Source organism: Solwaraspora sp. WMMD406 (assembly GCF_029626025.1).
GTDB lineage: Bacteria > Actinomycetota > Actinomycetes > Mycobacteriales > Micromonosporaceae > Micromonospora_E.
Genome location: NZ_JARUBF010000001.1, coordinates 7,082,456 through 7,095,836 on the forward strand (window position 1 = coordinate 7,082,456; position 13,381 = coordinate 7,095,836).

A 13,381-nucleotide genomic window follows, 5' to 3' on the forward strand; every position below is an offset into this window, starting at 1 on the left:
GCCCGATGGCAAGACGGGGTGATGTCATGGATGCAGAGTAGCGCCCAAGGGGTAATCCAAACGCCATGCCCGCTTCGACACGCCGGGGTGGTTCGTGCCGTACGTGGGCGGACGATGACCAGGTACGGTCGACCTGCCCAGCTCACGCTGGGGTAGCCCGGGGTAGTCCAACCGGCAGGGCCGAGGCCGACAGTTGTCCCCGCCGCGCGGGGTTCCCTCATCGCCGGCCCCTCGCTGGCCGCTGCCACAGCAGCCCTAGGTCGTGGTCGTAGGTCAGCTCGTGCCCTGACACGGTGGCGTGGTTGTCGGCGTCGAGGACCAGTGCCCGAGCGTGTCGGAGCCAGCTGTCGGTGGCCCAGCCCGCGAGGGGTCGGAGCTCGGCCTTGACGGCGGCGGTCAGGCCTTCGTCGCCGGGAAGACGCAGCGTCGCCTCGATGACCTCGTTGGCGATATCCGGATCGCTGACCGCCTCGCCGTTGACTCCCAGCCGGCGGCCGGCCAGAGTCAGGTAGCCCTCGTCGGTGCGGCGGATCACGACGACTTCGGCCGACTCCGGGCCGTCGCGCACGACCGCCGCCACCGCGTCGTCGTCCGGCAGTTCACCGGTGGCTTTGTCATGCAGTCCGGCAAGATTCGCCAGTCCGAGCTTGCCGGGCCCGGCAAGGAGGAACGGCTCGGCACGGGACCGACGTACGCCGGCCGCGGCTGTCCATTCCGCCCGCGCGTCCTCCACAGCCGACCGCCAGGCATCGGGCACACGCTCGTCGGCGCCGTAACCGCGGTCAACCAGATCAGGGACATCGGCAGGGACACTCCATCCCGCGCCGTCCGCCGCGTCGATGGTCAGGGCAGCCGCGCGCAGGAGCGGATACCGGCCGTAGACCAGTTCGCTGCCCCGGGGGAAGACCGGCGCCTCGCCGGGCCTGGTCCGCACTCCGGTCACGACCGCTGCCGGCCGGCGCAGCGACTCGGGTCGGGCATTCTCCGGCCGTTCGTGGCGGTGGACCCGTCCGATGCGCTGCAGCAGCAAGTCGATCGGGGCCAGGTCGGTGACGAGAATGTCGGCATCGACGTCGAACGACTGCTCGGCGACCTGCGTCGCAACGAGGATCAACCGCCGCGGCCGCTCGACCCGATCGTCGTCGGGAGCGCCCAGCACCCGCAGTGCCCTTTCCGTCCGGTCCGCGCGCTCACCGGCGGTCAGCCGGGCGTGCAGCAGCCGGACATCGCCGCCGAACACCGTCGCCAGTGCCCGGTACGTCTGCTGCGCCCTCCGGACCGTGTTGCGGATGACCAGCGCGCAACCACCCTCGCGTAGCCGGTCGGCCAGCAGCGCGACCACCGCGGTCGTGTCATCAGCCGGAATCGCGTCGAGGACCTCGACGCGCACGTCGACGGACGGCCGCCACGGGGCGGTCGCCGCCACATCCACCTCGGTTCGGCCGTCGACGACCACAACCGAGCGGATCACCGGGTAACCCGCGCCGGGGTCGGGACCATCGACGGAAACCCGCTTCCGACCCGACGCGCCCTGCACCCACGCCTGCTCAAGCTCCGCCCGCGTCCCCGCCGGCAGTGTCGCCGACAACAGCACCGTCGGCACGCCCGCGCCCGCCAACCACCGCAACGCCTCGAACAGGAACTGCGAGGTGTACACGTCGTAGGCGTGGACCTCGTCCAGGACCACGACACGGCCAGCCAGACCCGCGTGACGCAACATCACATGCTTGGTGCGGGTCGCGGCGTGCAACAACTGATCGATCGTGCCGACCGTCAACGGCATCAGCAGGCCCCGCTTCGGGCCGAGGAACCACTCGGCAGCCACCACATCCGGGACCCGCTGCCCGCTGCCGGCAACGCCGAAGATGTCGTCACATCCGTACTCGTCCTGCCCGTCCTCGTCGACACCACCGAAGGCGAGACCACGAAGCGCGGCCCATTCCTTGTTGAACCTGCGCTTACCGTGCAACAGACCGACCGGAATACCCTCCTCGATCGAGCTCGACCACCCGCGCACCCGCGTGTACATCGGATCGCACGTCGCCTGCGTCGGCATCCCCACGAAGACCCCGTCAGCGCCGAACCGCCGAGCCAGAACCTCCGTGACCGCCAACGCGCCCTCCGTCTTGCCCTCACCCATCGGCGCCTCGATGATCACCAGACCCGGTCCCGGCATCCGTTCGGCGATCTCGACCGCGGCTGTCTGCGACGGCCGCGACACACGCCCGAACCGGTCGAAGACCAGATCCGGCACCCGACGGTACGGCTGCGACGACCAGCCGCCCCGCACCCGCAGCCTGTCCATGGCGTCCGCCGCCCGCCGCCGGGCCAAGCCGATCGAGACCCGCGAGATGTCAGAAACACCGGGAAAGCCCTGACCACTGGCGATCCAGTCAGCCATGATCACCAACCCGGAGACCGCGAGCTGGGTCGACCTGCTCAGCGGACGCACCGGGGCGCAACCGGCAAGGTCTACATCCAACGCCGCCGCCACGGCATACACCAGCGCGTCCTGGACAGGATGCCAGTCACTGCCGCCCTGTCCCCGGTCGCGCGACAAACTGGTACTGGTCAAGATCGAATCGTCGGGGATCAGCCCGTGGTGGCCCGCGACCATCGGCCACACAAGAGCCACCGCCTCGGGATCCCATCCGACTTCGCCGAGAACCCGATCGACGATCACCGCACCCGCACAAGAGTGATGCCACCGCTTGGCCTCCGGACTCAACGGCCTCCACACCAGCCCCATCGCCTGAACAAGACTTGCCAACCCTGGTTCCTTGTCCTGGAACGCCGGAGTCGCCTTCCCGACATCATGAATCGCGCACAGCCATGCGAAGAACGCCCTCCCACGCCCACCCGCGCACGCGTCGATCCTTTCCCGCACCGCCGGCGCGAGGTACCGGTCCCACAGACACTCACCCACCGCCGCCGCATCAAGCAGATGCTGCAGCAACAGGTTCACGCTGCCCTCGGCTTTAGACTTTCCCCACAGGACACCGAACGCAGGATGACTGATCTCTCGCGACACGCAACGGACAGTAGACGCAGCCACCGACACTTTGCACCGACCAACGGCCGACAGCGCCGACCCATCACCACGCCGGTACGACAAACAGACAACCAACCGACCCTCACCGCCGAGGCAAGCGCACCGAACGGCCGAGAGAACCACAGAGAACAAGATTAGGTGAATATGAATTAGACCTCGCCTTCGCTGGCCGACCGCAGCACATCGACAAACCAACTCGCAAGCTCGCCGTGTAGGTTCCAGCGATAGACAGATAACCCTCAGCCAAGCCGACCGGAAGCTGTCATGTCACACACGCCGCCTACGATCGAACCGATCAAAAATCACCAAGACCACCGATAGAGTCGCAGGTCAGCAAGTGTCGTCCCCGCCCGCGCGGGGGTCTTCCCCGCATCCGCACGGTCTTCCCGCGCGGGTCCTCGTCGTCCCCGCCCGCGCGGGGGTCTTCCCAGTAGGTCAGCTAGTCGACGGCTAGAAATCAGGTCGTCCCCGCCCGCGCGGGGGTCTTCCCCGGTGGTGGGTTGACGAGCCTGCTACCTGCGGGTCGTCCCCGCCCGCGCGGGGGTCTTCCCTCGGACCTGGCGGACGCGGTGCTGGCGGCGATGTCGTCCCCGCCCGCGCGGGGGTCTTCCCTGGTCCGACTTCGAGTACGAGCGCGGCTTCCAGTCGTCCCCGCCCGCGCGGGGGTCTTCCAGACGTTCAGCTCCGCGCCCTGCTCGGTCGTGTCGTCCCCGCCCGCGCGGGGGTCTTCCCCTTGCTGTCGATGACCCGCTCCCGGGTCTCCGGTCGTCCCCGCCCGCGCGGGGGTCTTCCGCCGTCACCGATGTTCGTCGGGCATTCGGCCGCGTCGTCCCCGCCCGCGCGGGGGTCTTCCGGCCGCCGTCCGGGCACGCGACGGTGACGTCTGGTCGTCCCCGCCCGCGCGGGGGTCTTCCCTGCTGTTACTGACTGGGCTGGACTGGATCGGGGTCGTCCCCGCCCGCGCGGGGGTCTTCCCTCTCTTGGAGAGCTGTTGTGCGTGGACGTGACGTCGTCCCCGCCCGCGCGGGGGTCTTCCGACATAGACCGGAACAACCGGTCAGTACCGCCGGTCGTCCCCGCCCGCGCGGGGGTCTTCCGCTGGAGAAGGAGACCGACCCGGGGGTCACGTTGTCGTCCCCGCCCGCGCGGGGGTCTTCCCTTAGAGGACGTCTGATTCACGTATTTTGTCGGTTATGAGGGTTTAGCCGTATCGCCAGGTTGGGGTGGTTTCGGCGGTGAGTCGTTTGGCAAGGTTGTCGATCACCGCGATGGTGATCATGCTGGCGGAGTTGTCGGGTCGGGCTTCGTAGTCGCGTACGAGTCGGCGGTGGTGCATGAGCCAGCCGAGGGTGCGTTCGACGACCCATCGGCGTTTCACCACGCTGAAGCCCTTGGCCTGTGGGTCCTTGGCGACGATCTCGACGTCGACGCCGAGTGCGGCGCCGTGTTCGACGACGCGGTTCTTGAAGCCGGCGTCGGCCCAGGTCTTGGTCAGGGTGGGGTAGGCGCTGGTGGCCTGGTCGAGCAGGTCTGCGCCGATGGCGTTGTCGCTGGCGCTGGCCGCGGTGACGATGACGGCGAGGAGCAGTCCGAGGGTGTCGGTGATGATGCCGCGTTTGCGGCCTACGATCTTCTTTCCGGCGTCGGTGCCTTGTGTGGACAGTGGGACGTTGGTGGAGGTCTTGACGCTTTGGCTGTCCATGATGGATGCGGTGGGTTGGATGGTGCGGCCGTGGTGGTCGCGGACGAGGCCGGTGAGGTGGTAGTTGAGTTCGGTGAAGATGCCTTCCTTGCTCCAGGCGGCGAAGTAGCCGTAGACGGTGCGGTGGGGCGGGAAGTCGTGGGGCAGGTAGCGCCATGCGATGCCGGTGCGGTTGACGTAGAGGATGGCGTTGAAGATGTCGCGCAGGTCGTGGGTGGGGGTGCGGCCGCTGACGCCGGCGTCGGTGCGGGCCTGCCGCCAGGCGGTCAGGCGGGGTGCGATCAGGGCCCAGCGGGCGTCGGACAGGTCGGACGGATAGGCTCGCCGTTCGGTCATGCGGTAGGCGTACGGTGTCTGGGCGTCGACGCGGCGGACGTCATGTCCGTCGATGTGGGGATCAAAGTGAATCAGACACGATCCCGGGGTGAAATGCGGCGAAGCCGGGCGGGCATGCGGCTGCCGGTATGCTGCCTTTCTGGGTCTAGTCGGGCATTTTGCGCTGCTGGGGCCGGTATGTGAATCGGCCGCTACTGGCGCGAAGATGAAGCAAACGTCCAGTTAGACCGTGTGTCAGTAGGGGTTGTTGCTGGTCAACAGGTTGAGTCGGTTGGCGCGGCGGTAGCAGATCAGAGCGCATGCCAGGTGGAGGAATCCGAGGTAGTGGGAAGCCTTGCGTTCGTAGCGGCGGACCAGCCGCCGGAACCGAGTCATCCATTCGAGGCAGCGTTCGATGACGTAGCGGTGCCGGCCCAGCCGCTTCGACGACTCGATGCCCTTGCGGGCGATCCGCGCGACGATGTTGCGTTCGCGCAGGAGGTCGCGGCATTCGGGGTAGTCGTAGCCCTTGTCGCCGTGCAGTTTGCCCGGTCGTCTACGCGGCCGGCCGACCGGTTGACGCACCGGCGTGATGCCGTCGACCATGTCCTCGAGCATCCGATGGTCGTTGAGGTTCGCGGCGGAGACGCCCACGTGCAGCGGCAACCCGCCACGGTCACCGACGGCGTGGATCTTGGAGCCGGGCTTGCCCCGGTCCACCGGGCTTGGCCCGGTCAGGTCCCCCTTTTCACCGCGCGCACGTGCATGCTGTCGACACTCACCCTCGACCAGTCGATCCGCCCGGCCGCGCCGAGGACATCGAGCGTCGCCCGGTGCAGGGCGGACATCACCCCGGCCTCGACCCATTCGGCGAACCGACGGTGCGCGGTGCGCCAGTGCACCGGGAACGAGGCGGGCAGACTGCGCCACGAGCAGCCGGACTCCAACACGTACAGGATCGCCGCGAGCATGGCGCGGTCATCGGTTCGCCGCCGGCCGCCGCCCTGATGTCTTTCCGGATGCGGCGGCAGCAACGGCCGCGCGAGGTGCCACAACGCGTCGGGGCAGTACTTCTCCACGTCATCCACACCACGTCAACGAATGACCTTGAACTTCAACAACCCCAAACGACACACGGTCTTAGAGCGTGTCACCGCTTGCACGTCATGCATGTCGTCCCCGCCCGCGCGGGGGTCTTCCTGCGTTTCAGCCGGCACCACCACCATCTCGGCGGTCGTCCCCGCCCGCGCGGGGGTCTTCCCTCGACCCAAGGGTCGTCCATGCTGCCGCTGATGTCGTCCCCGCCCGCGCGGGGGTCTTCCCGGAGTTGGCCGGGACCCGCCGGTTGACCAGGGGTCGTCCCCGCCCGCGCGGGGGTCTTCCGTCGAGCGACGGCATCTCCGAGATCCACGTCGTGTCGTCCCCGCCCGCGCGGGGGTCTTCCGTGGACGAGCTGCTGGCCGGGGTGGATGTGACCGTCGTCCCCGCCCGCGCGGGGGTCTTCCCCTGGCGGTGTCGTGCGCCCGCTGCAACGAATTGTCGTCCCCGCCCGCGCGGGGGTCTTCCCGTCGTGACGTCCTTCTCCTCCACCTCGCTGGAGTCGTCCCCGCCCGCGCGGGGGTCTTCCGCAGGCGCTCATCTACGCGTACGCGCTGGCCTGGTCGTCCCCGCCCGCGCGGGGGTCTTCCCGTGGTCGACGTCGGAGGGACCCAGCTCACCGAGTCGTCCCCGCCCGCGCGGGGGGTCTTCCCGCTGTCGTCGTGCTGCCCGCCGGCCTGTACCGGTCGTCCCCGCCCGCGCGGGGGTCTTCCGGTGCTCCGGCTGCGGCACCGCCTGGACGACGTGTCGTCCCCGCCCGCGCGGGGGTCTTCCTCCGTGGCCACTCTCGGCCGGCGCGTGGGTACCGTCGTCCCCGCCCGCGCGGGGGTCTTCCGGGCCCGGCCGCAGGCACGGCCGAGCCCCTCAAGTCGTCCCCGCCCGCGCGGGGGGTCTTCCCGTCGGGCTGACGGTCACCCAGTTCGCCATCCGGTCGTCCCCGCCCGCGCGGGGGTCTTCCCGACTGCCGCTCTCTCGCGTGCGCTTCGGTGGCGTCGTCCCCGCCCGCGCGGGGGTCTTCCCCTCGCTGCGAGCGGGTCCGCCGACGTGCACACGTCGTCCCCGCCCGCGCGGGGGTCTTCCCAACAAGGGCGGCGTCGGCAAGACCGGCATCACGTCGTCCCCGCCCGCGCGGGGGTCTTCCGAGCGGGCCATCGACCGAGGCCGCGACCAGTGCGTCGTCCCCGCCCGCGCGGGGGTCTTCCGGTCTCTCGGATCGAGACCGGCGACCTGTGGCCGTCGTCCCCGCCCGCGCGGGGGTCTTCCCCGGTGCCGGCGACGTTCACCCATGTCACCCGTGTCGTCCCCGCCCGCGCGGGGGTCTTCCACCGTGGAAGTGCGTCTCCGCGCCGCTCTGGAAGTCGTCCCCGCCCGCGCGGGGGTCTTCCCCGATCGTCCCGGGTGCGCTGGCGAGTATGCCGGTCGTCCCCGCCCGCGCGGGGGTCTTCCATCGGCTCTGAGGCTGTCTGAACGGGCAAAACCGTCGTCCCCGCCCGCGCGGGGGTCTTCCCGCGCTGGGCGTCGACCCGGAGGAGCTCGGGATGTCGTCCCCGCCCGCGCGGGGGTCTTCCCCGATTCGTCATGACGCTCATGGATGGAACGGTGTCGTCCCCGCCCGCGCGGGGGTCTTCCCGAGCAGGAGCAGATCAGCGACGTCAGCCAGGGGTCGTCCCCGCCCGCGCGGGGGTCTTCCCAGCGTCGGGTCTCCGCCCAGCTCCTTGCCCGTGTCGTCCCCGCCCGCGCGGGGGTCTTCCATGATGCTCAAAGTCGGCGCGATCCTCGTCGCCGTCGTCCCCGCCCGCGCGGGGGTCTTCCGTTCGGTAGGCCGAGGACGTGGGCGGCCAGGGCGTCGTCCCCGCCCGCGCGGGGGTCTTCCGCCAGCCAGGGCGGACGCTACCGCCAAAGGGGAGTCGTCCCCGCCCGCGCGGGGGTCTTCCGGACGCCGACACGCCTGGGCGTACGGAGAACTGGTCGTCCCCGCCCGCGCGGGGGTCTTCCGCTGGCCGCCGTGCTGGCCACCGTGATCCGGCAGTCGTCCCCGCCCGCGCGGGGGTCTTCCGGTCGAGGCGCGGCGGCGCGAGACGGCCCGGTAGTCGTCCCCGCCCGCGCGGGGGTCTTCCCCGGTGGCGGGCCGGGTGGTGCCCGGAGTGCGGGTCGTCCCCGCCCGCGCGGGGGTCTTCCCTCGACGTCCGTCACGACCAGCAGCCCGGCCCGGTCGTCCCCGCCCGCGCGGGGGTCTTCCCGTGCACGGCGCGGTGATCGACGAGCTGCACGTGTCGTCCCCGCCCGCGCGGGGGTCTTCCACGATGCTGTCGACGACAGTGCAAACAGCATTGGTCGTCCCCGCCCGCGCGGGGGTCTTCCCACCGCACCGTACGCACGTGCGGACGTGGTCCCGTCGTCCCCGCCCGCGCGGGGGTCTTCCCTCCTCAGTGGATTTCGTGGGATGGCCCCGCCGGTCGTCCCCGCCCGCGCGGGGGTCTTCCCGCACTCATCGCCGTCGCCTGGCCGGACGAACCCTCGTCCCCGCCCGCGCGGGGGTCTTCCCCTGGGTGACGACGCTTTTGCCGGAGCCGGTGAGTCGTCCCCGCCCGCGCGGGGGTCTTCCGGGCGGACAACCCCGATGACATCACCGATTCCGGTCGTCCCCGCCCGCGCGGGGGTCTTCCCTCCTCGGGACCGGGTTCGCCGCCGGCGCCGTCGTCGTCCCCGCCCGCGCGGGGGTCTTCCCCCCGGGGGGTGACCGTATGGCGTCGGTGTGGGTCGTCCCCGCCCGCGCGGGGGTCTTCCTGCCACCTGCACCTCTGTCGCGGTGCCAGCGACGTCGTCCCCGCCCGCGCGGGGGTCTTCCGTGTGCGTCACCCTGTCCGGCGGACCTTGATCGGTCGTCCCCGCCCGCGCGGGGGTCTTCCGCCGCCGAGGGAGGCCAGCTTGGGTGTCTTGCGGTCGTCCCCGCCCGCGCGGGGGTCTTCCATTGGGCGGTCTCGATGATCAGAGCGCCGACCCGTCGTCCCCGCCCGCGCGGGGGTCTTCCCATGGCCAGGTGCGCGTCGGACAGGTGGTCGATGTCGTCCCCGCCCGCGCGGGGGTCTTCCCTGACCAGGTTCCCCGTCGCGTTCTTCTACGAGGTCGTCCCCGCCCGCGCGGGGGTCTTCCGTAGTCGAGCGGATCGGTGTGGCTGTCCCGGACGTCGTCCCCGCCCGCGCGGGGGTCTTCCTCTGCATCGGCATGCCGCCATCGGGCACCGGATGTCGTCCCCGCCCGCGCGGGGGTCTTCCCACCTTGAACGTGATGTCCTGCCGGATGCCGACGTCGTCCCCGCCCGCGCGGGGGTCTTCCCAGCGCCCAGCCGACGATCACCATGCCGCCGAGGTCGTCCCCGCCCGCGCGGGGGTCTTCCGGGAGACGCATGCCTGATCTGCTTGCCGGGTCGGTCGTCCCCGCCCGCGCGGGGGTCTTCCCACCTTGAACGTGATGTCCTGCCGGATGCCGACGTCGTCCCCGCCCGCGCGGGGGTCTTCCCAGCGCCCAGCCGACGATCACCATGCCGCCGAGGTCGTCCCCGCCCGCGCGGGGGTCTTCCGGGTTCCCGATGGCGTCGAGCATCGCGGCGACGGTCGTCCCCGCCCGCGCGGGGGTCTTCCTCATGAATGACCACCGGCTCGCGGACTGCAGAAGTCGTCCCCGCACGCGCGGGGGTCTTCCCTGGGCCAGGACCTGGGAGAACTGGATGCTGCGGTCGTCCCCGCCCGCGCGGCGGTCTTCCGCCGGTCGTGGACCTGCTCTACTCCGGTGGGGCGTCGTCCCCGCCCGCGCGGGGGTCTTCCGGCGGGATCGTCGAGGGGATCATGGTGGTTCCCGTCGTCCCCGCCCGCGCGGGGGTCTTCCGCTCAGCGCGCGAGCGGCCTCAGGCGCGTTGTCGTCGTCCCCGCCCGCGCGGGGGTCTTCCTCGTGGCCGGGCTGTCTGGGTAGCCGGCTTGCCGTCGTCCCCGCCCGCGCGGGGGTCTTCCGGCGTCGGTGATACCGGCTTCGTTGGCGATGTTGTCGTCCCCGCCCGCGCGGGGGTCTTCCCCTAGTGAACCGGGTCAACCAGGTCTGTCGTCGCTTCCTGAAAACTGACCCACCAGGAGTCTCCGAAAACTGACCCATCCTGCTGTATGTGAGGAGGGTGCTGAAAGTGGAGGACTGGGCTGAAATACGCCGGTTGCATCGTGCGGAGGGCGTACCCATCAGGGAGATCGCCCGCCGGCTGGGAGTGGCCCGCAACACGGTCCGGGCGGCGTTGGCCAGCGACCGGCCGCCGAAGTACGAACGTGAGCCACGAGGCTCGGTCGTCGACCCCTACGAGCCACGGATCAGGGCGTTGCTGACCGAGTGGCCACGGATGCCCGGGCCGGTGATCGCCGAGCGGATCAAGTGGCCCTACTCGATGCCGCCGTTACGCAGACGGCTGGCGGTGATCCGGCCGGAGTACGTCGGTGTGGACCCGGTCGACCGGACCGTCTACGAGCCGGGCGAGATCGCCCAGTGCGACCTGTGGTTTCCCGACACCGCGATCCCGGTCGCGGCGGGCCAGTCACGCACGAAGCTACCGGTGCTGGTCATCACCCTGGGGTTCTCCCGGTTCATGACCGCCGTGATGATCCCGTCCCGGCAGGCCGGCGACATCCTGTCCGGGATGTGGCGGCTGATCTCGCAGCTGCGGCGGGTGCCGAAAACCCTGGTGTGGGACCGGGAATCCGCGATCGGCGGGACCGGACGGGTCTCGGCGCCGGCGGCGGCGTTCGCCGGAACCCTGGCCACGCGCATCCGGCTGGCTCCCCGCCGCGATCCGGAGTTCAAAGGCATGGTCGAACGCACCAACGGATTCCTGGAGACCTCGTTCATGCCCGGCCGGCTGTTCACCTCACCCGCCGATTTCAACACCCAGCTCGACGACTGGCTGGCCGGGGCCAACGCCCGCACCGTCCGCTCGGTCCAGGGCCGCCCGGTGGACCTGCTGGCCACCGACTACCTGTCGATGATCCCGCTGCCGCCGGTGCAACCCCCGACCGGGCTGACCAACCGCGTCCGGCTCGGACGTGACTACTACGTCCGCGTCGACACCGTCGACTACTCCGTCGACCCGCGCTCGATCGGCCGCCTCGTCGACGTGAACGCCTCACTGGACACCGTGACGGTGTCCTGCGACGGCCAGGCCGTCGCCCACCACGACCGGTCCTGGGCCAGACACGGCCTCGTCACCGACCCGGTCCACAAGGACACCGCGCAACGCCTGCGTCAGGCCTTCACCGAGGAACGCCACCGCCGCCAGGTGTCCGTGCGCCACCACAGCGACGGTCACACCGTCGCGCTGCGGGCGCTACCGGACTACGACGCCCTGTTCGGCGTCGACTTCACCAACCTCACGACGAAAGCGAGCCACCAGTGACCACCACCACGCCACCACGGACCAGCACACCCAGGGACGGGATGCCGTCGATGATCTCCTACCTGACCAGAGTGCTGAAGACACCCACCATCGGCGCCGTCTGGGAGGAACTGGCCGAACAGGCCCGGGACCAGAACTGGTCCCACGAGGAGTACCTGGCCGCCCTGCTGCAACGTCAGGTCGCCGACCGGGAGTCCAAAGGCACCACGATGCGGGTCCGCACCGCCCACTTCCCCCAGGTCAAAACCCTGGAAGACTTCAACCTCGACCACCTGCCGTCGCTCCGCCGCGACGTCCTGGCCCACCTGGCCACCAGCACGTTCGTCCCCAAGGCGGAGAACGTGATCCTGCTGGGTCCACCCGGACTCGGCAAGACACACCTGGCGATCGGACTCGGCGTCAAAGCCTGCCAGGCCGGCTACTCGGTCCTGTTCGACACCGCCAGCAACTGGATCGCCCGCATCGCCGCCGCCCACCAACAGAACCGTCTGGAAGCAGAGCTGAAGAAGATCCGCCGCTACCGGCTGATCATCATCGACGAGGTCGGGTACATCCCGTTCGACCAGGACGCCGCGAACCTGTTCTTCCAGCTGATCGCCTCACGCTACGAGGTCGGCTCGGTCATGGTCACCTCGAACCTGCCCTTCGGCCGCTGGGGCGAGACGTTCTCCGACGACGTCGTGGCCGCCGCGATGATCGACCGCCTCGTCCACCACGCCGAGGTCCTCACCCTCACCGGCGACTCCTACCGCACCCGCCAACGCCGCGAGCTCCTCGCCAAGGAAAACCGCACCAGCCGCGACTGACTGACCAACCACGGGTCAAAATTCGAAGACTCATGCAGGGTTCAGATTGCCGGAGCGTTGACACAGGTCATTGACCGGTCGTCCCCGCCCGCGCGGGGGTCTTCCCCGGTCGCCGAGCTGGCCGGCGGGAAGATCTACGTCGTCCCCGCCCGCGCGGGGGTCTTCCGCGGGTGAGCGACCCGCCCAACCTAAGGAGACCGTCGTCCCCGCCCGCGCGGGGGTCTTCCGCGGCTGCGGACGATCGTGATGACGACGAACGACAGGTCGTCCCCGCCCGCGCGGGGTTCTTCCCCTGCGGTACGTGGTTCGGTCGCCGGACTACGAGTCGTCCCCGCCCGCGCGGGGGTCTTCCGCACCCGAGCTTCCCGCGCCCGTTCGACGTGCTGTCGTCCCCGCCCGCGCGGGGGTCTTCCGTAGTCGGCGGCGGCGATGCCTGCGGCTTCGATGTCGTCCCCGCCCGCGCGGGGGTCTTCCCGCCCACCGGGACGAACTGTCCGCCCAGGAACGGTCGTCCCCGCCCGCGCGGGGGTCTTCCGCGCGAGCTGACCCCGAACCCCCTCGCGAAGCGGTCGTCCCCGCCCGCGCGGGGGTCTTCCTACAGCGTCCATTTCCAGGCTGTTGGGGGTCGACGTCGTCCCCGCCCGCGCGGGGGGTCTTCCGGAGGCCGCAGCATGACCGCCGACATCCGGCACGTCGTCCCCGCCCGCGCGGGGGTCTTCCTGTGTGCCGGCATGATCCGTTCGGTCGCCTCGGGTCGTCCCCGCCCGCGCGGGGGTCTTCCCCCGGTCTCGTCGTCGATGTCGACCACCGGCAAGTCGTCCCGCCCGCGCGGGGGTCTTCCCGCCGCGTCCAGGGCTTCGGCGGCGTGCCGGGCGTCGTCCCCGCCCGCGCGGGGTCTTCCCAGCTCGAACAGCAGGAGGCCCCGCCGGCCGCCGTCGTCCCCGCCCGCGCGGGGTCTTCCGGCCACCGGGGTGCACCTG

Annotated in this window: 5 protein-coding genes and 2 CRISPR repeat arrays; of the genes, 2 read left to right on the top strand and 3 right to left on the bottom strand. The window is 70.7% G+C overall.

The window, feature by feature from the left end:
• Positions 1-217 precede the first annotated feature (217 nt).
• The 3 genes from cas3 to O7632_RS31855 form a co-directional block, all read right to left on the bottom strand.
• Complete coding sequence (gene cas3, locus O7632_RS31845; RefSeq protein ID WP_278119734.1) at positions 218-3,031, bottom strand: CRISPR-associated helicase Cas3'; 2,814 nt, start codon at positions 3,029-3,031, stop codon at positions 218-220.
• A gap of 360 nt (positions 3,032-3,391) precedes the next feature.
• Positions 3,392-4,210: direct repeats of the CRISPR family, unit length 28 nt; unit sequence GTCGTCCCCGCCCGCGCGGGGGTCTTCC.
• A 43-nt stretch (positions 4,211-4,253) separates the two neighbouring features.
• Positions 4,254-5,090: an IS5 family transposase gene (locus O7632_RS31850; protein ID WP_278119736.1), complete on the bottom strand. Its 837-nt coding sequence runs from the start codon at positions 5,088-5,090 to the stop codon at positions 4,254-4,256.
• A 234-nt stretch (positions 5,091-5,324) separates the two neighbouring features.
• Positions 5,325-6,148 (bottom strand): IS5 family transposase gene (locus tag O7632_RS31855; RefSeq protein ID WP_278120564.1). Its coding sequence is split into 2 segments (ribosomal slippage): positions 5,325-5,809 and positions 5,809-6,148, totalling 825 coding nucleotides; the frame shifts between segments, so codons are not numbered across the junction.
• Between the two features lie 93 nt (positions 6,149-6,241).
• Positions 6,242-10,235: direct repeats of the CRISPR family, unit length 28 nt; unit sequence GTCGTCCCCGCCCGCGCGGGGGTCTTCC.
• Positions 10,236-10,332: 97 nt separating this feature from the next.
• On the opposite strand from O7632_RS31855, the gene istA reads away from it, so the two are divergent.
• Together istA and istB are read left to right on the top strand one after the other, a co-directional pair.
• Positions 10,333-11,595 carry an IS21 family transposase gene (gene istA, locus O7632_RS31860; RefSeq protein WP_278120562.1) on the top strand — a complete coding sequence of 421 codons (1,263 nt, stop codon included), beginning with the start codon at positions 10,333-10,335 and terminating at the stop codon, positions 11,593-11,595.
• Entirely contained in the window at positions 11,592-12,401 is an 810-nt protein-coding gene (gene istB, locus O7632_RS31865) for an IS21-like element helper ATPase IstB (protein WP_278119709.1), read from the top strand. Before istA ends, istB begins: the two co-directional genes overlap by 4 nt.
• Positions 12,402-13,381 lie beyond the last annotated feature (980 nt).

What these genes read in the sequence shown, in the direction of transcription:
- O7632_RS31850 (WP_278119736.1), bottom strand. Translation starts at nt 5,090, where the DNA reads ATGACCGAACGGCGAGCCTATCCGTCCGACCTGTCCGACGCCCGCTGG.